Annotated in this window: 13 protein-coding genes; 4 read left to right on the forward strand and 9 right to left on the reverse strand. The window is 58.1% G+C overall.

Features of this window, described 5'->3' with window-relative positions; translation table 11 throughout:
• Positions 1-11: 11 nt before the first annotated feature.
• From I5L79_RS03585 to lon, 4 genes are all read right to left on the reverse strand, one after another.
• Entirely contained in the window at positions 12-3,275 is a 3,264-nt protein-coding gene (locus tag I5L79_RS03585; protein WP_196953668.1) for a SusC/RagA family TonB-linked outer membrane protein, read from the reverse strand.
• Positions 3,276-3,942: 667 nt separating this feature from the next.
• Positions 3,943-5,352 (reverse strand): ATP-dependent protease ATPase subunit HslU, encoded by a 1,410-nt coding sequence (gene hslU, locus I5L79_RS03590; RefSeq protein WP_196953669.1) that lies wholly within the window; start codon positions 5,350-5,352, stop codon positions 3,943-3,945.
• 97 nt (positions 5,353-5,449) lie between these two features.
• Entirely contained in the window at positions 5,450-6,517 is a 1,068-nt protein-coding gene (gene porQ / locus I5L79_RS03595; RefSeq protein ID WP_196953670.1) for a type IX secretion system protein PorQ, read from the reverse strand.
• Positions 6,518-6,690: 173 nt separating this feature from the next.
• Positions 6,691-9,159 carry an endopeptidase La gene (gene lon, locus I5L79_RS03600; RefSeq protein ID WP_196953671.1) on the reverse strand — a complete coding sequence of 823 codons (2,469 nt, stop codon included), beginning with the start codon at positions 9,157-9,159 and terminating at the stop codon, positions 6,691-6,693.
• A gap of 302 nt (positions 9,160-9,461) precedes the next feature.
• Here lon and I5L79_RS03605 point away from each other — a divergent pair, with 302 nt between their 5' ends.
• Positions 9,462-11,471 carry an OmpA family protein gene (locus I5L79_RS03605; protein ID WP_231402753.1) on the forward strand — a complete coding sequence of 670 codons (2,010 nt, stop codon included), beginning with the start codon at positions 9,462-9,464 and terminating at the stop codon, positions 11,469-11,471.
• A gap of 207 nt (positions 11,472-11,678) precedes the next feature.
• Here the strand turns inward: I5L79_RS03605 and I5L79_RS03610 are convergent, their stop codons facing one another.
• From I5L79_RS03610 to I5L79_RS03620, 3 genes are all read right to left on the reverse strand, one after another.
• Positions 11,679-12,179 carry a DUF6702 family protein gene (locus I5L79_RS03610; protein WP_196953672.1) on the reverse strand — a complete coding sequence of 167 codons (501 nt, stop codon included), beginning with the start codon at positions 12,177-12,179 and terminating at the stop codon, positions 11,679-11,681.
• 137 nt (positions 12,180-12,316) lie between these two features.
• The gene (rseP, locus tag I5L79_RS03615; RefSeq protein ID WP_196953673.1) at positions 12,317-13,627 is read right to left on the reverse strand and encodes an RIP metalloprotease RseP; all 1,311 of its coding nucleotides are present in this window, start codon (positions 13,625-13,627) and stop codon (positions 12,317-12,319) included.
• A gap of 127 nt (positions 13,628-13,754) precedes the next feature.
• Positions 13,755-14,921 carry a 1-deoxy-D-xylulose-5-phosphate reductoisomerase gene (locus I5L79_RS03620; RefSeq protein ID WP_196953674.1) on the reverse strand — a complete coding sequence of 389 codons (1,167 nt, stop codon included), beginning with the start codon at positions 14,919-14,921 and terminating at the stop codon, positions 13,755-13,757.
• Positions 14,922-15,081: 160 nt separating this feature from the next.
• Here I5L79_RS03620 and I5L79_RS03625 point away from each other — a divergent pair, with 160 nt between their 5' ends.
• The gene (locus tag I5L79_RS03625) at positions 15,082-15,573 is read left to right on the forward strand and encodes a hypothetical protein (RefSeq protein ID WP_196953675.1); all 492 of its coding nucleotides are present in this window, start codon (positions 15,082-15,084) and stop codon (positions 15,571-15,573) included.
• Positions 15,570-15,836 (forward strand): hypothetical protein, encoded by a 267-nt coding sequence (locus tag I5L79_RS03630; protein WP_196953676.1) that lies wholly within the window; start codon positions 15,570-15,572, stop codon positions 15,834-15,836. The genes I5L79_RS03625 and I5L79_RS03630 overlap by 4 nt, the downstream gene beginning before the upstream one ends.
• 72 nt (positions 15,837-15,908) lie before the next feature.
• Here the strand turns inward: I5L79_RS03630 and I5L79_RS03635 are convergent, their stop codons facing one another.
• Together I5L79_RS03635 and I5L79_RS03640 are read right to left on the reverse strand one after the other, a co-directional pair.
• On the reverse strand, positions 15,909-16,373 hold the full coding sequence (locus tag I5L79_RS03635) for a 3-oxoacyl-ACP synthase (RefSeq protein ID WP_196953677.1): 465 nt from the start codon (positions 16,371-16,373) through the stop codon (positions 15,909-15,911).
• Positions 16,352-16,780 carry a hypothetical protein gene (locus I5L79_RS03640; RefSeq protein ID WP_196953678.1) on the reverse strand — a complete coding sequence of 143 codons (429 nt, stop codon included), beginning with the start codon at positions 16,778-16,780 and terminating at the stop codon, positions 16,352-16,354. The genes I5L79_RS03635 and I5L79_RS03640 overlap by 22 nt, the downstream gene beginning before the upstream one ends.
• A 109-nt stretch (positions 16,781-16,889) precedes the next feature.
• Here I5L79_RS03640 and I5L79_RS03645 point away from each other — a divergent pair, with 109 nt between their 5' ends.
• Entirely contained in the window at positions 16,890-19,070 is a 2,181-nt protein-coding gene (locus I5L79_RS03645; protein ID WP_196953679.1) for a response regulator, read from the forward strand.
• The last annotated feature ends 72 nt before the right edge of the window (positions 19,071-19,142 follow it).

The following is a 19,142-nucleotide window of genomic DNA, read 5'->3' on the forward strand; positions in this document are numbered from 1 at the left end:
GCGTGAGCAATTTAGAGAGTTACGTTCAGGGTTGCTCCGTAGAACTTGGTCGGCGGGGTGTTCAGGTTGGTGTTGATGCCGATGGCGTTCGAGTTGCTGAAGCTGAATTCCGGGTCAGTGTAGATGTTCTCTTTGGGTACCCAAGTAAAGATGTTCCGGCCGAAGAAGTTGATCGAAGCGCCCTTCACAACACCGATTTTCGACACGAGGTCAGCAGGCAGAGCGTAGGACAGCGACACTTCACGGATCTTGAAGAACTTACCAGAAGTCACGTAGTTTTCAGCTACCGTCCGGTTCCAGGTTGAGTTCTGGGCCCAGAACTCAGCACCACCAGGCGTTACACCCGACGTGTTCGGTACGTAAGTAACAGTACCGTTGGCATCCGTTTGCGGAATAGCCGAGTTCGGATATACGAAGTTTTCACGGTTGTACATCGTGCTACGGGCACCACTGCCAGTGAAGTCTAGATCTTCACCTATCGAGTTATACACTACATAGCCCGTGCGAAGTTCCCCTTGGCCAGCCAAAGTGATGCCTTTGAAGGTCAGCGACGTGTTGAAGCCGTATTTATGCTTAGGCTGGGTGTTACCAGCGCCCAGCGTTTTAATGTCACCTGCTTTCACAGGGTAGTAATACTGCGTCTGATCACCTGCATCGTAGGCGTTTTTGGTAGGAGCCATTACGATCAGGTTGCCTGGCGTGCGCTGATAGTAGGAACCGCGCAGAATCGGGAAAGGCTGGCCGGGAAGAGCATACAGCTGAGCGTTACCACCAGTCGACAAAGCAAGCTGGGTCAGACCGCCGGGCAGCGAAACCACTTTGTTTGCATTGTAGTTGTAGTTACCACCCACCGTCCAGGTAAAGCCATTTTCTGAGCGCACTGGGGTCAGGTTCAAATCAATTTCAACACCGCGGTTTTCTACTTCACCTGCGTTGATCAGGTTAGAAGCGAAGCCAGTAGCGCGGGAAATGCTCGTCGGAATCGTTTGGTTCTTACTGTTCTGCTTGTAGTAGGTAACAGCAGTCGAAACGCGGCGCTTCAGGAAAGCCAGCTCGATACCGGTTTCATACGAAATCGTAGTTTCGGGTTCCAGAGCAGCATCCACCAGCTGGTTGCCAGCTGTGTAAGAGGCGTTGGCACCGAAAGGATAGCCTGCACCTAGGTTGAACGTAGGCTGCAGTGCATAGGCGCCAAAGCTCTGGTACACGCCAACGGCACTGTTGAAAGCACCGGCAGTAGTACCGCCCAGGTTGATCTGGCTTACTTTGGTGATACCGCCGCGAATCTTACCGTAATCCAGGAACGAAGCGTCTTTCAGGGCCGGAATGGCGTTGCTGAAAATGAACGAGGCGTCAACAGCAGGGTAGAAGAAGCTGCGGTTCTCTTTGCTCAAGTTCGATACGTTGTCGTAACGGCCCGAACCGTGCAGGTATACAAAATCTTTGTAGCCCACGGTAGCATCGGCATAGAAAGCGTACGTGCGAACACGGGCGCTGGCATCGGAGCCGGTCAGGTTACCTACGCGGTTCGACAGGTTGAACAAACCGGGAGACGACAGGCCAGTCGAAGCTACGTTGCGGAAATCTGCACTGTACTGCTGGATGTTGTTACCCAGAACAGCCTGCAGCGAGATATCACCGAATGCTTTATCCATGCTCAGGTAAGCATCGGAGTTGATGCGGTTCTGATTGCTGGCTACATCCTGTACAAAGCCACCGGGCTGGTAGGTTTTGTACGTGTTGTCTACGGTGTATGTGCTCAGCAGCAGCTTGTTCTGGTACTGCAGGCTCGATTGGTCGATGTTGGTGATACCAATGCGGTACTGCGCACGCAGCCAGTCAGTAAGCTTATAAGACAAATCAACGCTGCCGATGATCGTGTTGCGACGGTCTTTCGTGCGGTTGTTGTCCAGGATGTAGTAAGGGTTGTGGTAGAAGTTGTTGTAGTAACCGTCCGGCGAAGCGTAAGGATTGTTTTCCCAGTCCTTATAAGACGTCAGGGGAACCTGTACACCCGTGTTGAACCAGTTCCAGTACACCGACTCATCACGGCTGATGTTGGACGTGGCATCTACCTTCTGCAGCGTGTAGGAGATGTTGGTACCAATGGTCAGACGGTCGAACTCGTGCGAGGCATTGAAGCGGAAGGTATTCCGGTCGAACTTGTCTTTGGGGATGATACCGTTGTTACGAACGTTCTGGTAAGAAGCGTAATACTTGGTTTTTACATCACCACCGGAGAAGGTTACCGAGTTCTGCATCTGGTAACCCGTGTTGAAGAAATCACGCTTCTCGTTTTTGCGGGCGCTGTACGGCAGCAGCTGCGTGGTGCCATCAGACAGCACGTTGCCCAGCGGACGAACTACCCCATCGAAACGGGGGCCGAACTGCTGGTTTTCGAAGCTGTTGTACTGGTAGTCTTCGTTAAGGTCAACTGCGTTATCGGGAGCATAAGGCTCGCGAGTCTGGTTCCACGAGTTAGCACCCAGACCAAACTGGTCCTGGAAATCGGGCAGGAACGACACGGACTCAAACTGCGAGGTTTGAGACAAGGTAACCTGCTGCTTGGTACCGCCCTTTTTGGTGGTGATTACCAAAGCACCGTTCGAAGCCTGTGAGCCGTAGAGAGCGGCGGCGTTGGCACCTTTCAGTACCGAGATGTTGTCAACGTCGTCGGGGTTCAGAGCCAGCAGAGCGTCATTGGTAGAGATGTTGCCGTCAATAACAATCAGGGCTTCGTTGTTGCCCAGCAGCGAACGGCTGCCGCGCAGCGTAACGCGCACTTGGGGGCTTACACCAGCGCCAATAGTCTGGATTTGCAGACCGGATACTTTACCGGCCAAACCGTTGGTAACGTTGGTAACACGTGCTTGCGTAACTTCTTTCGTGTCAAGCGTAGCCGTGGCATAACCCACCTGCTGCTGCTGACGCTGGATACCCAGAGCACCGGTTACTACTACTTCACCCAGCGTTTTTGTATCCGTAGCCAATCCTACATCAATGGTAGAAGCAGTACCGATAGGACGCTCAACCTGCGTATAGCCAATGGAGGAAAACACGAGCGTCGTAGCAGAAGCGGGTACGCTAAGGGTATAAGTACCATCAGAGTTCGTGGATGCTCCAACGGTTGTTCCCTTGACGAGAACAGTTACTCCCGGCAGCCCCTGTCCGTTACTACGGTCAGTTACCCGTCCGGAAATAGCCCGATCCTGCGCCACGACCTGCTGCAACAGAGTCGTAATGAGCAGGAAACTCAGGAATAAGATTTTTTTCATGGACTTTTGGTTTGGTGAGTGAAAAGGGTAAAAAAGTGAATGATGATTGTCAAACGTACAAAAAATTATGATTCCAAAGATTATCTGTTGGGCAATGGCAGCAGGGTATTTTTATAAAATGCGCCGGAACATTGGTCTTTTCTTGGATTCCTTGCATGCCTCCTTGCTAAAAATTACAGCTAGTCACACGAGCCATGTTGATGCATTATACTATTTCTAACCGCAGGAACTACCCGAAAAGGCTACTGAGCCCGTCAACGTTGCTTGGTAAAAATTCGAAGAAAAGGAACCCGGCTGCCTACAACCAATTAGCCTTGCTGCTTGAATCTGCCCTCCGTGCCTTACTCCCTTTCAATCAGTGCACAATTTAGCAGGGTTTTGTCATACTTAAAAGCAGCCTTCATTCTTTATTCATTTCCGCATGCCTGCGTCTGGCTCCCAGCACCAATCCAGCTGCCTGCAGAAAAGTCCGTCCTACTAGGGTGCAACTCTCCCCAATAAATACTATATAAGAGGTCTATCTTTGGGCTACCCATTGCCCTTACGCTTTTGGTTGCAGTAAATTCCGGGCTGTGCCGGTCGGCCACATATAGTATAATACCACTATCTAAAAAGAAAGAGAGGTAGCCTTGGGCTGCCTCTCTTTCTTTTTTGGATGCACATTCCGCTACAATATATACTGGCTCAAGTCCCGGTTTCGAACCATGCTTTGCAGCCGTTCATCCACCAGTTCGCGGGTAATCAGGATGCGGGCATTGGGGCCGATACGGTCGGGCACGTCGAAGAGGATGTCGTTGAGCAGGCGGCTCATCACGGTGTGCAGGCGGCGGGCTCCAATGTTCTCTACATCGGTATTCACGTCGAAGGCAATTTCCGCCAGGCGCTGCAGGGCGCTATCGTCGAAGCTCAAGTGTACTTCCTCCGCTTGCAGCAGGGCCTCATACTGCTTGGTGAGGGCGTTTTTGGGGTCTTTGAGAATCAAATAAAAATCCTCCTTGGTCAGGCTTTGCAGCTCTACGCGAATAGGGAAGCGGCCCTGCAGCTCCGGTATCAGATCCGAGGGTTTGGCTACGTGGAAGGCCCCGGCGGCAATGAACAGGATGTGGTCGGTGTGGATAATGCCGTATTTAGTGCTCACGGCCGAGCCTTCCACGATGGGCAGCAGGTCGCGCTGCACGCCTTCCCGGCTTACGTCGGGGCCTCCCCCACCCTTGCCGCTCCGGCTGGCTACCTTGTCGATTTCGTCAATGAAGATGATGCCGGCGTTTTCGGCCAGCCGGATGGCTTCGTCCTTTACCTCATCCATATCGATGAGCTTGGCGGCTTCCTCATCGAGCAGAATTTTTCGGGCCTCGGCAATGGTGACTTTGCGCTTGCGGGTTTTCTTGGGCAGCATCGAGCCCAGCATATCCTGCAGGCCGGCCATCGAAGCCTCGTCCATACCGGCCGAGCCGCCGACCACGCCGATGCCGGCGGTAGGATTCTGCTGCACCTGAATTTCGATTTTGCGGTCATCCAGCTCGCCGGCCCGGATTTTCTCCCGAAACCGTTCCCGCGTCCGCTCGTTCAGTTCCTGGTCGGAGTCGGGCACGGCATTAGGGTCCGACGCCGGGCCAAAGCCGGGGGCGCGGCTAAGGGAGGAACCGGTTACGGGCGGAATCAGGGCATCGAGAATGATGTCTTCCACGGCCTGAGCGGCCTGCACATTCACGGCTTCCTTGCGGCGCTGCTTCACCATGTTCACCGACTGCTCTACCAAGTCGCGCACCATGCTTTCCACGTCGCGGCCCACGTAGCCTACTTCCGTGAACTTCGAGGCTTCAACTTTGGTGAAGGGCGCATCGGCAATGCTGGCCAGACGGCGGGCAATTTCGGTTTTACCTACGCCCGTCGAGCCAATCATCAGAATGTTGTTGGGCACAATTTCGCGCTGCATGTCCAGCGGGGCGTGCAGGCGGCGCCAGCGGTTGCGCAGGGCAATGGCCACATGGCGCTTGGCGTCGTGCTGGCCAATGATATACTTATCCAGCTCGGCCACAATCTGGACCGGCGTGAGAAACTGGGAGGAATCGAGCATAGAAAAAGTAAAAAGACGGACAAAGGGCTAGAGTCGGAGCAGCCCCTAAGCGTTGCCCCGGCAGCCGGCCATCCGTACGAAAAAGCGCTGGCCGGGGCTAACTACCCGGGTCTTTCTGAAAAATGGAAGCCAGGCTGCGGGAAAGCGTGAAGTAGTTGCTGGCGCCGCTGGCGTGGTAGTAGGCGCGCGTGTAGTCGAACTGGAACTGGCTGATGCGGAACGTGACGCCGAAGCTCAGACCTGCCCCGGCCGAGCGGGTATCAAGGCGCAACTCGCGGCGGCGCAGGTGGTTGTAGCCGATGCGTACGTTAAAGTTTTTGCTCAGAATCAGCTCCCCGCCCACTACAAAATGGCGGGCAATCTGGTCTCCCACGGTTTTCTTAGGTTTCTTTTCCTCGTTGTTTTCGTCCAGAGTGCCGCGCTGGGTGGAGTCGAGGTACACGATATCGAACTGCTGCAGATTGTGCGCCGTGATGGACATGCGCAGGGGCATATGCTCGGGCTTGATGGAAGCGCCAATCTGCACATCCAGTGGCATCGGCTCCCGGTCGGCACCAGTATAGGGCTTGAACTGGTAGCCCAGGTTCTTCACCGCCAGACCCACCGTGAAATCCTTGGTGGGATGCTTAAACAACCCACCCGCATCAAGCAAAGCGCCCAGCGCGTGGTTGCCCGCAATGCCCGACACGGCCAGCTTGGCCGTACCTGCCATCGTAAACGGGCCTGTCGTTACGGACTTGGTAACGCCCAATGCGTACTCGTTCACCGAAAACTCGCCCAGCGGATTGCCGGCCGGGTCGAACTGCTCGAACTTGCCGTAGTTGAGGTACGTGAGGCCGAAACCCAGCCGCCCCAGCCGGTCGGAGTTGTGCACGTAGGTGGCGGTGCTTTGCTTGATGTCCGACAGGTAGTCGATATAGGTAAGCGAGGCGCGGCCGTCCATCTGCTCGTTCAGCAGCGCCGGGTTGCCGTAGAGCATGGTCACGTCGGCATCGAAGGAGGAGACGTTGGCGCTGCCGAGGCCGGCCAGCTTGGCGCTGGGCGGCAAGGTCAGAAACGAAAATGCCCGCTGCCCGCCCAGCTGAGCCAGGGCTGCCGGGCCGCTCAGCAGCAACCCCAGCAGCCAACTACCAATACCTATCCGAATGCGTAGCGCGTGCCTCATCTGCTGCTTTAGTTGCTTGTATTCCGTTGTTGATTGCCAGTCAGGCCATTGAGAGCAGGTTTCTCTGGCGGAAGCTTTACTTGCTTCCCCGATTGCCAAACCAGCCATTACCGACTACCGAAAGCTACCACCCAATAACGAACAACTGACAACCAACAACGAATAACTGCCACTTATTGTACCTCCACGCTAGCCCCCGGCAGCGGCAGAGCCTCGTCGCGCACGACCAGCTTCATCGGTTGGGCCACTTTCTCTTCCAGCAAGGCCACGCGTAGCACGTCGTCTACCCGGTCGGCGTAGTGGATGGTGAGGTCCTTGAGGTATTCGGCCGAAATTTCGTCGATGTCCTTGCGGTTTTTGTGGCAGAGGATAATGTCGCGTACGCCAGCCCGCTTGGCGGCTAGAATCTTTTCCTTGATGCCACCCACCGGCAGTACTTTGCCGCGCAGGGTGATTTCGCCCGTCATGGCCAGGTGGCTGCGGATTTTGCGCTGCGTGAACACCGAAGCAATGCTGGTGAAAATAGCAATGCCGGCCGACGGCCCATCTTTGGGCACAGCACCCTCCGGGAAGTGAATGTGCAGATCGTACTGGTCGAAGAGACGGTAGTCGATGTCTAGCTCCTCGGCCCGGCTGCGCAGGTAACTCAGCGCCGTCACGGCCGACTCCTTCATCACGTCGCCAAGCTGACCGGAAAGGGTGAGCTTGCCCCGGCCCCGGCTCAGCAGGCTTTCAATGAACAGTATGTCGCCGCCCACGGAGGTCCAGGCCAGGCCCGTTACCACGCCGGCGGTTTCGTTGTCCTGGTACTGGTCCCGGTCGAAGATGGCGGCGCCCAGGATGCGGGCCACGTCTTTGGGTTCCAGCGTGGGCGGGTACGTCTCCTTCATGGCTTTGCTTTTGGCCACGTTGCGCACCACCCCCCCGAGCTTGCGCTCCAGGCTGCGCACCCCACTTTCGCGGGTGTAGTCGTCGATGACGCGCTGCAGGGCCGCCGTGCTGATGTTCACGTCCTTGAGGCCCAGGCCATGCTCGTGTAGGAGCTTGGGCCAGAGGTGCTTTTTGGCAATCTGGGTTTTTTCCTCCAGGGTATAGCCCGTCAGGTCGATGATTTCCATCCGGTCGCGCAGGGCGGGGTGAATGGTATCGAGCGAGTTGGCCGTGGCAATGAACAGCACCTTCGAGAGGTCGTACTCCACTTCCAGGTAGTTGTCGGTGAAGGTGGCATTCTGCTCGGGGTCGAGCACCTCCAACAAGGCCGATTGCGGGTCGCCCCGGAAGTCGGAGGCCAGCTTGTCGATTTCGTCGAGCACGATGACGGGGTTCGACACGCCGGCTTTCTTGATCTGAGAAATAATGCGGCCCGGCATGGCGCCCACGTAGGTTTTGCGGTGCCCGCGGATTTCGGCTTCGTCGCGCACCCCACCCAGGCTCATGCGCACGTACTTGCGGCCCAGGGCCTTGGCTACTGAGCGGCCAAGGCTGGTTTTACCCACGCCAGGAGGGCCGTAGAGGCAAAGAATAGGCGCTTTCAAGTCATTTTTCAGCTTGAGCACAGCCAGATACTCAATGATGCGCGCCTTCACCTTTTCCATGCCGTAGTGGTCCTGGTCGAGGATTTTCTGAGTGCGCTTCAGGTTGAAGTTATCCTTGGTGTACTCGGCCCAGGGCAAGTCCAGCAGAAACTCCACGTAGTTCAGACTCACCGGGTACTCAGCGGCCTGCGGGTTGATGCGGCTGAGCTTGTCGATTTCCTTGCTGAAGTGCTTGGCCACAGCCTCTGACCATTGCTTGGTTTTAGCGCGCTGACGCAGCTTTTCCACTTCCTGGTCGGGGCCGTCGAAGCCCAGCTCGTCCTGTAGCACTTTGATTTGCTGGCGCAGGAAATAGTCGCGCTGCTGCTGGTCAATATCAGTGTGGACTTTCGTCTGGATTTCGCGCTTGATTTCCAGCAGCTGAATTTCCTTGAGCATCAGCTCCAGCAGCTGAGTGCCGCGCTGTACGCCGTCAGGTGTTTCCAGGAGCTGCTGCTTCACGCCCACTTCCACGTTGATGTTGGAAGAGAGGAAATGCGTGAGAAAAGCCGGGGAGTCGATGTTGTCCAGCGCTACCTGAGCTTCCTGCGGAATTTCCGGGTTCAGCTTCATCATCTTGGTGGCCGCATCTTTCAGCGAGGCCACCAGCGCCTTCACTTCCTTGGACTTCTTGTTCGGAAACGACTCGGGGAAGTACCGCACGCGCGCCGTGAGGTAGGGCGTTTCCTGCTGCAGCTCCTCGATCTGAAACCGGCTCTGCCCCTGAATGATGATAGTCGTATTCCCATCGGGCAGCACCAGCAGCTTCAGGATTTTGGCCATGGTACCCACCTGGTAGAGGTCGGCCAAGGCCGGGTCGTCGCTCTGCCCATTTTTCTGCGCCACCACGCCCACTATTTTGTTGCCCCGGTAAGCCTTGCGCACCAGCCGGATGCTCTTTTTACGGGTGACGGTGACCGGCAGCACCACGCCGGGAAACAGCACCGTGTTGCGCACGGGCAGCAGGGGTAGCACATCAGGGGCCTGGTCGGCGGGCAAGGGCTGCTCAGGGTCGGCAGCTACTACAGAAACCAGCTCGGCCGGGTCGTCGGAAGAAGAAAGCAGCATCAGGCGAGAAAAAGCGCTAGGCGAGGAAGGGTCGTAGCTCATAGGAGGAGAAAGGCCGCAGCGGTGCCAGATTGGCAGCCCAGCGGGACCGGCCGCCGCCGCAAGAAACGGAAGCTGCCGAATATACTGAATCGGCAAGCGCTGTGCCATGGCAGCGGGCCTGTCATTTCGGGTGGCGAGGCTGCCGGCCCGGCAGGAAGGTGCCGCAACGTCTGGGGAAAGTGGCATGCGTGAGAAACGTAGAAATTCTCCTATTTTTGAAGCTACCCAGCCGCAGCCGTCGTTGCGGCTTTCCCTATTGTATGCCCTACCTTATCCGTTCTGCGTGGCTCATGCTGGCTCTGATGTTTCTGGCCTTGGGGGCCGGGGCTCAGGGCAACCTGCGTCAACGCCCACTCAATGCCCGCCAGGTACGTCAGCTCCGGTTGCGGCCCGATGGCACCCCGGAGTTTCTGAACGTCAACCGTCTGCCCTACTTCTATAATAAGAAGGCGCTGAAAGCCATTCAGCAGGCCGAAAAGCGCCACAACTACGCCCAGGCCCGCACCCTGCTGGAGCAGTACGTGTCGCAGTTCGGCATCGAAAACTTTTACCGCGACACCAACCTGCTCTGGCGCCTGGGCCAGCTTTGCGAGCGGGCCAATCAGGCTGAAAAAGCCAAGGCCTACTACCGCCTGGCTCTTAAGCACCACCGCCAGGATATCCGCAAGGTGCAGCTGTACTACGACTCGCTGGAGCAGAAGGAAACCGATTTGTACGTGCCGCTCAAGGAATACTACGCCTTGGTGGAGTACCGGAAAAACATTGCCACCTTCCGGCCGCCCAAAGGCGTATACACCACTATGGGCTCGGCCATCAACTCCGATGCCCCCGACTACGGCCCAGCCATTACCGCCGACGCCGACCTGCTGATTTTCTCCTCCAAGCGCAAAGTCCGCGGGCTCTACAGCGTGGTGGACGAGGATTTGTACCTCTCGCGCCGCGAGGGCGAGTACTGGTCGGACGCCGAGCCGCTGCCCAAGCCCATCAACTCTCAGTACAACGAGGGCTCCGCCTGCCTGAGCAAGGACGGCAAAACCATCTTTTTCGCACGCTGCGAGTGTATGGAGTGCAACGGCAACTGCGACCTGTACACGGCCACGCTGGGGGCCAACGGCGAGTGGAGCGTGCCCGTGAGCCTGGGCCCGCAGGTGAACTCCAAGTCCTGGGACTCGCAGCCCACCCTGTCGCCGGGCGGAGACACGCTGTATTTTGCCTCTGACAGGCTCGGCGGCTTTGGCATGGCGGACATCTGGTACACGCGCAAGCTGAAAAACGGGCAGTGGTCGGCGGCGGAGAATATGGGGCCGATTGTGAACACCCGCGAAAGCGAAGTCAGCCCGTTCTACCACCCGCTCTACCACGTGCTGTACTTCAGCTCGCGTGGGCAGCTGCTTAATTTCGGCGACTTCGATATCTACAAAACGTACCGCGTGCGGGGCCGCTGGCAGGAACCCAAAAACATTGGGCCATTGGTGAACGGCAAAGGCTCGGAGTATTACTTCACTATCGACGGCGACTCGAAAAACCTGTACTACGCCCGCTCGGAGGAAAAAGACCTTAAGAACCTCGACCTCTACTCCTTTCCGCTGCCCATGGAGGCCCAGCCCCTGGCCACCACGCACGTAGAAGGAACACTCATGGACTCGCTTTCCAGCCGGCCGCTCAACGGCATCGTGAGCGTAATTGATACCGACAACGGCATTGAGGTAGCCAGCAAGTACTTGCGCGACGACGGCTCTTTCGATTTCGACCTGATTGAGGGCTCCCACTATGTGCTGCTCATTCAGAGCCCCGACTTTTTCTCGGTGGAAAAGCAGCTGGAACTCAAGGGCGACACCGTGATGAAGCTCATGACCAACTCCATCAACTACGGGCTGCCACTGATTTTCAAGAACATCGAGTTCGATCAGGACAAGGCCAGCATACGCGCCAGCATGTACCCCGTGCTCGACCGGATTGCGCTGTTTATGGTGGACCATCCCGATTTCCGGCTGAGCATTGAAGGCCACACCGACTCGCGCGGCAACCCCGAGTTCAACGAGAAACTTTCCCAGGACCGTGCCGAGGCCATCCGCCGCTATATCGAGCAGAAGGGCAAGCTCAAGCCCAACCGCATCGATAGTATGGGCTACGGCAGTACCAAGCCGCTCAAGGACGAAATAACGGAGGAAGATGCCCGCACCAACCGCCGCGTGGAGTTCCGCATTATTAAGCCCGAGGGCAGCGGCGGCGGCGACGGCAAGGATGCTGGCGGCGGCTCCGGGTGGTAGGGCCTTAATGACCTCACCCCCGGCCCCTCTCCCGTGGAGAGGGGGGCCAGCCGCGCTGCCTACGCGGCTTCTTCGGCTAACGCCTCCGAAGCCGCTACCACAACTAGTATCGTTTAGATACGACAAAGCCTCGGCTTACCAGCCGAGGCTTTGTTTCGTCATGCTCTCCTCTCCACGGGAAAGGGGCCAGGGGTGAGGCCAAGGAGGCTACCAACTGAGCGTTTTGCTTTCCTCTCCGCCCCGGAACAGGGCGCTTTGCTTCTGCCCGCCGGCCTCCAGGTTCACAATGTTCATTTGGTCGGTGAACTCGGCCAGGAGCAGCTGATGATGCAGGGAAATGCTGCGGAGCTTCTGGGCAGGCAGCTTGATAGTGGCGTAAACCCAGTGCGCGTCGCCTTCGTGCTGCATGCCCAGATACGTGAGGGGCAGGGTTTCGCCGGGCTTGGTGCCGAAGTGCAGGGTGCGTTTCAGGTAAGCGGCGACGAGTGGAGTGGTTTGGGTGGCGGGCATTTCCACCAGACTCACGGGCCGCGGCTGGCCTGCCGACAGGCCCTTTTCAAAATCATCCGTAAAGACTTTGAGGGCAATTTCCAGCTGCTGCTTGGGCACGTTGTAGCGCACATCCATCAGGCTGGTGTGGTAGGCATGGGCCAGGGCCGCGAGGCTGCACAGCAGCAGGACCGGCAAAAACAAAACAAAACGACGCATAGCAGTAGAAAAACGCAAAACTCCCCGCCACAAAACCGACTCGGGCCGGAAGGGCTGGCTGGGAACGGCTGCCGTTCAACAATCAGACCACCGGCGGGAGTTTCGGTTGCAGCAGGGAGTTTTCCTTGTACTGAAAGCTAAAACAGGGACTTGATGAGGTCGTTGAAAATCACGAACACCATCAGGCACAGAATCATAGCCATACCTACTTTCTGGGCGTTTTCCAGGAATCTATCGGATGGCTTGCGGCCCGAAATCATTTCGTAGGTCAGGAACATCACGTGGCCACCATCCAGCGCGGGCACGGGCAGCAGGTTCATGAAGGCCAGCACCATCGAGAGCATACCGGTGAGCGTCCAGAACTTCAGCCAGTCGAAGGTGGCGCCGTACTGCTGGGCAATGGCCATGGGCCCACCCAAGGATTTGCGGGCCGATGCCTCGCCCCGGAAAATCTTACCGAAGGCCTTGATCTGAGTGGTGATGATACCGAATGCCTGCTTGGCACCCGCCGGAACTGACTCAACCAGACTGTACTCCCGCGTGGCATAGTTCAGCAACGACTTGGGCCGGAACCCTACTTTGCCGTCTTCGTCCACGTTTACCTTTAGCGACACTGTCTGGCCACTGCGCTCCACCAGCAGCGGGGTTTCCTTGCCGGCATTTTCTTTCAGCGCCTGCTGCAGTTCCGGGAAGAAGTTGATGCGCTTACCGGCTACTTGGGCAATTCGGTCGCCGGCCAGCAGGCCTGCTTTGGCGGCGGGCTGACCCGGCACCACTTCGGCTACCACAAATGGGTCGAGCGGAGCCACGAACAACGACTGATCCTGGTCAGAGAGGCGGTCCATGAAGTTGGCAGGCACGGGTACATCAATCAGCTGACTGCCGCGCTCCACGGTGTAATAGCTGCCCGAGCCCAGCACCACGTCGGGGTTGTACACGTCGTTGAACTCCGTGAACGGGCGGCCGTTGATTTTCACGATTTTGTCGCCGGTGCGGAAGCCGATTTCCTCGCCCAGCTTGTTGGGCACCACGCCGTAGCGCACCTCGGAGGCCGGCAGGTAGCTTTCCCCGTAGAGGAAGGTGATGACCGAGAAAATCAGAATGCCGGTGATGACGTTTACAATGATGCCGCCGAGCATCACAATCAGACGCTGCCAGGCGGGCTTGGCGCGGAACTCGTAGGGTTGGGGCTCCTGCTTCAGGGCTTCCGTGTCGAGCGACTCATCCACCATGCCGGTAATCTTCACGAAGCCGCCCAGCGGAATGGCGCCCAGCATGTATTCCGTTTCGCCAATCTGCTTGCCGAAAATCTTGGGCGGAAAGCCGATAGAGAATTTCTCCACGCGCATTCCAAACCACTTGGCCGTGAGCATGTGCCCGAGCTCGTGCACGCCTACCAGAATCGTCAGCCCCAGAATGAGCTGCCCGGCCATCACTAAAATATCCATTCAGTTGAGAGTTGTCAGTTGAGAGTTGTCAGGTTGCGGTTCGTACTACAAGTCAGGATGTATAAAGTGTCCTATTGTCGGCTGGGTTTCCCCCAGGTTCTGACAACTGACAACAAATAACCGACAACTATAATCGAACCAGCTCCTGGGCTATGCGGCGCGTTTCGGCGTCGGTTTGCACGTAGTCGTCCAGGGTTGGGGCGGCAAGGTACGAAACCCGCGCGAGGGTCGTTTCCACCACCTCCGACATTTGCAGGAAGCCAATTTTTTCGCGCAGGAAAGCCGCCACCGCTACCTCATTAGCCGCGTTGAGGACGCAGGGCGCGTTGCCGGCCTGCCGCATGGCCTCAAACGCCAGGGCCAGGTTGCGGAAAGTGCTGGTATCGGCCGGCTCGAAGGTAAGCTGCGGATAGTCCAGGAAGCTGAAGCGCGGAAACTCGTTGGCCAGCCGCTGCGGGTAGCCCAGCGCGTACTGAATAGGCAGCTTCATATCGGGCAAACCCAGCTGCGCCTTCAGGGAGCCGTCCTGAAACTGCACCAGGGAGTGAATGATGCTTTGCGGATGCACCACCACATCTATCTGGTCGTTTTGCAGACCAAACAGCCACTTGGCTTCAATCACCTCCAGCCCTTTGTTCATCAGGGAAGCCGAGTCGATGGTGATTTTGGCGCCCATATCCCAATTGGGGTGCTTGAGGGCCTGAGCTTTCGTAACCTGGGCCAGCTCGGCGCGGCTGCGGCCCCGAAAAGGCCCGCCCGAGGCCGTGAGGATAATTTTCTCAATGGGGTTCCGCTCCTCCCCTACCAAACATTGAAAGATGGCGGAGTGCTCGGAATCGACAGGGAGCAGCCGTACGCCGTGCTGCTTCACCAGCTCTGTAATCAGCTGGCCGGCTACTACCAGCGTTTCCTTGTTGGCCAGGGCAATGTCTTTGCCGGCCCGAATGGCGCGCACCGTGGGCAGCAGCCCGGCGTAGCCTACCATAGCCGTCAGCACGATGTCGGCGTCTTCCCGTCCGGCCACGTCGGCCAGGGCGGCGGCGCCCGTCAGCACTTCGGTTTCCGGCTGGCCGGCCAGGGCCGATTTCACTTCCGGGTACTTGCCTTCGTCACCGATAACTACTGCCGCCGGCCGAAACTCCCGGGCCTGGGCTACCAGCAGTTCAGCATTGGACTGCGCCGATAGGGCCGTGACGGCAAAACGGCCGGGCTGGGCCCGGAGCACATCCAGGGCCTGCGTGCCGATGGAGCCAGTGGAACCAAGCAGGGTGACGCGTTTAAGAGAAGAAGACATGGTGGGAAGTTCGGAGAAGCACGCGGGACGCGGAAAGGCAAAAGTACGGGGAAGTTTCCCGCGCTGCCATCATCCGCCGTATTTGAGGCCTGGCAGGACGCAGCGCGCGGGCCCGCCTTAGCAAGCCGTATTTTTGCGCCTGCCGTATTCTGTTACCATCATGAACAGCCCTACTTCCGATTCCAGCCTCTCGGCCTTCGACAAAGCCCGCAACGGCCTTTGGATCAGCCTGCAAAAGCACCTCGAAACCGTATACGCCGCCGAAAAGAGCTTCCGCGCTGCCGTACCCCGCACCGAAGACCTGCCGTTTTCGGCGGCCCAGATAGATCCGCAGCAGCTGTTTGAGTACCAGCAGCAGCGCGCCGAGCTGCGCGACCTGTACCTGGACGAAACCACCCAGCTCGACAGCCTGGTGAAGGCCGTGCGCCTGAAAAGTTACCAGGAAGACGAAAAAAAACTGCTGTTGCTGATGATTCTGGGCTACATGGACGTGGCCGCCACCATCTTCGCGTTGCTGGATACGCACCGCCCCAGCCGCCTGGAACCCGACGAGGAGCTAACCGAAACAACTGCCCGGTTTGAGCGGATTCGCAACTTCGTGCGCCTCAACATCAAAGGTATTGCGGGTTTGCTGCCAAAGCTGGGCGGGTGAGGCAGGGCGCAGTCAGTGCCGCCAACGCGGCGGTATGCGCTTTCACGGCCAGGATCTTCGCCGCCATCCTTGCAACCTTCGCCGTTGTCCTCAAAGGCTTCGCTTTCGTTCCAGCAACCTTCGCTGTTGTCCTCAAAGGCTTCGCCGCCGCTCTGATAGGCTTCGCCTTTGTTCTTAAAAACTTCGCCGCTGCTCCCGCAGGCTGCGCCGTCGTTCCGAAAGTCTTCGCCGTCATTTTCACACGCTTCGCGACGGTTTGCTGAGGTTTCAGCCGGCGGGCGGGGGCAAGCCCCGCTCCTACTTTGTTTGGGCCGGTTGATTTAGGCAGGTCTGGCTTACCAGATGGCCAAAAGCTGAACGGATTTGCCGTTGAACGTCACCTGCCCGCCAACCCGCTGCCCGGCCAGCGCCGCCGCTACCGGGGCCGCCGCCGATACGGCAAAGTATTCCTGCCCCTCCACTACCAGCTTGCCGGCGCTGATGCTGATATAAAACCAACCCAGGCTGGTGTGCACCAGGGCGCCGGGGCGTACGGTGTCGCAGCAAAGCTCGGGGTGGATGCGCTGCAGCTCGCCCAGGAGCTGGCGGGCTTGTTGCAGCTGCACGGCGTTCCGGTCCCGCTCGTTCTGGGCCATGGCGCGGCCGGTTTCGTACTTGTCGCCGGCGCTGCTCTTGGTTTCGGAGTTGGCCGATTCCTGCGCCGCCTGGATGGCCGCTTGGCAGGCATCAATGCGCTCCTGCACGTAGGCCAGGCAGAGGTGGTGGAGGCGGGGTTTGATCAGCTCGTTTGGGCTTCCCATAGGATGTTGGAATCATGCTCGACCTGCCAGTTAGTTAATAAGAGGCCCAGCTTATTGATAGAGGCCGCTTCTGCCAGAAGCGAGAATTCCAGCCGGCATTTAGCGGGTAAATTTTCATTATTGTCAAGTAGTACCTGAAGCGCCGTATGGCCTAAGGCATCGTAACAATACGCCCTAAGTACCATAAAATCGGTATGCCTGCGATTGAGGCCGGACTCAAAAGAGTGGCTGTCTGCAACGTTTTGCGGGAAGTTCGTGAGCTGACGGCCAAATTCCTTCCAGGCGTCGGTGTTACCATAGAAGTGCATGTGTGCTTCGATTTTTCCACGTGTGATGGTCACATCAAACGTGCAGCATCCATCATCTTCGACGCTGCTGGCTTCAATAAGAATCTTACCGCTATGCATTACTGAACTCGTTAGGTAGACTTATTAGTTTTTGCCAATTTTCACTTGACTCCATTACCGCGCTGGCATTCGTTGCCCAAGTTGCAGCAATTTGCTTTATTCTTACGCTATGCCCACCCCTCCCGACTCTCTGGCTGCTCAGCTGCTCGCGCAGAGCCCCAACCCCGTGTTGCGCCTTATGGCTAATGGTGCCGTAGCATACGCTAACCCGGCGGCCGAAGCGCTGCTCGGGCAGTTAGGTGCCGAACAGGAGGCAGTCGTGCTTCAGCGGCTACTGGCTCTGCCCTCTGCGGCGGACATTTCGCTCAACGGACAGCACTACCAGGTAGCCGTGGTGGCTGATGCCGATGCACGCACCCTCTATTTCACGGATACGACCGCGCGGCAGCTCACGGAGCAGCGGGCTTTTTTCGAAACGGTGTTTCAGCATTTGCCCACCGGGGTTGCCATCTTCGACGCCGACCAGCGGTTTCTGTACGTAAATCCGGCGGCCGTGCGCAACGACGAAGTGCGGGAGTGGCTTATCGGCAAGGATAACTTTGAGTACTGCCAGCACCGAAACCATCCGATTACGATGGCTGTGGAGCGCCAGCAGAAGTTTGAGCTGGCCGTACAGCAGCGGTCCGAAGTTATGTGGGAGGAAACGGTGCACGGGCTGGCCGGCACGCGTCACTGGCTGCGCATCTACCATCCGGTGTTCGACGCCGACGGCACCCTGCGCATGGTGGTGGGCTCTAGCGCCGATATTACGGACCGCTACCTGGCCGAGCAGGAAACCACCCGGGCCCGGCATGCAGCCGAAGCGGCCGTGCGGGCCCGCGAAACGTTTCTGGCCAATATGAGCCACGAAATCCGTACGCCCATGAACGGGGTGCTGGGTATGGCCGGCTTGCTGGCCCGCACGGAGCTGAGCGCCCAGCAGCAGGAGTACGTGAGCATCATCCGCAATTCCGGCAACCACCTGCTCTCGGTGCTCAACGATGTGCTCGATGTAGCCAAAATCACGTCCGGCAAGCTGGAGTTGGAGCACATGCCTTTTGATCTGGGCAACGTTATCCGCATTGCCACCCAAACGCAGGCGTTTCGAGCCAATGAGAAGGACTTGCAGTTTGTGCTGGAGCCGCTGGATCTGCCGGAAATTCTGGTACTAGGCGACCCGCACCGCCTTAGCCAGGTACTCCTGAATTTGCTCAGCAATGCCATCAAGTTCACCCAGCAGGGCGAAGTGCGCCTGCTGGCCCGCTGCCGGCAGGAAACCGAGGCGGCGCTGATGGTTCACTTCCGGGTAAGCGACACGGGCGTGGGCGTACCGGCCAGCAAGCAGGAAGCCATCTTCGCCAGCTTCGCCCAGGCCTACGCCGATACCACCCGCAACTTTGGTGGCACGGGCCTGGGTCTCACCATCAGCAGCACGTTGGTGGAGCAGTTGGGCGGCAACCTCGTGCTGTGCAGCGTACCGGGCGAAGGCAGCACGTTCAGCTTCACGCTGACTTTCCCAAAGGCCCCGGCGGGTTTTGTAGCGGAGCACCATGCACCCGCTCCCCACGATGCCGGGCTGGTGCAGGGCTGGCGCGTGTTGCTGGTTGAAGACCACGACGTAAACCGCCTGCTGGCCCAGTTGGTGCTGGAACACTACGGCGTGACGGTAGATGCCGCCGTGAGCGGAGCCGCCGCCCTGCAGCTGTTCGAGCAGCACCGGTACCAGTGTATTCTGATGGATATTCAGATGCCGGACATGAGCGGCCTGGATGTGACGGCCGCCATGCGCCGCCACCCCGATGATGCACGGGCCCGCACGCCCATCATTGCCCTCACGGCTAACGCCTTCCGGGCCGACAACGAAAAATACCTGGCCGCCGGCATGGATGACTGCGTGGCCAAACCCTTCGATGAGGCCGAGCTGTTGCGCAAAATGCTGGCTCTCCACCAGAAAGCCGAAGCCACCGCGCCACTTTTCGACCTGCATGACCTGCACCAGATGGCGCACGGCAGTCCTACGTTTGCGCGGCGCATTCTGGAATCCTTTCTGGAGCAAACTCCGGCCGTACTGGCCCAGCTACAGCAGGCCGCCACCGACGCCGATTGGCCGACTGTAGCTATGTGCGCCCATAAGCTTAAGCCCTCCCTCAAGCTTTTGCGCAGCCCGGAACTGCTGGCGGCCGTTCGGGAACTGGAAAACCCAACCGCACAAGCCGCCGGGCGCCGGGCTGCCTCACATCAGCTTTCGAACACGCTACCAACGCTGCTTGTGCAGCTGCAAGCCAATCTGGAGGCAACTGCCCGTAAGTAATAGTGACGCCAACAGGCCTAACTAGCGCAGCAAAGCAGCTTTCAGGGCCTATGTACTCCGCTCAAAAAGCCG

It is taken from the genome of Hymenobacter guriensis (genome assembly GCF_015773195.1).
Taxonomy (GTDB): domain Bacteria; phylum Bacteroidota; class Bacteroidia; order Cytophagales; family Hymenobacteraceae; genus Hymenobacter; species Hymenobacter guriensis.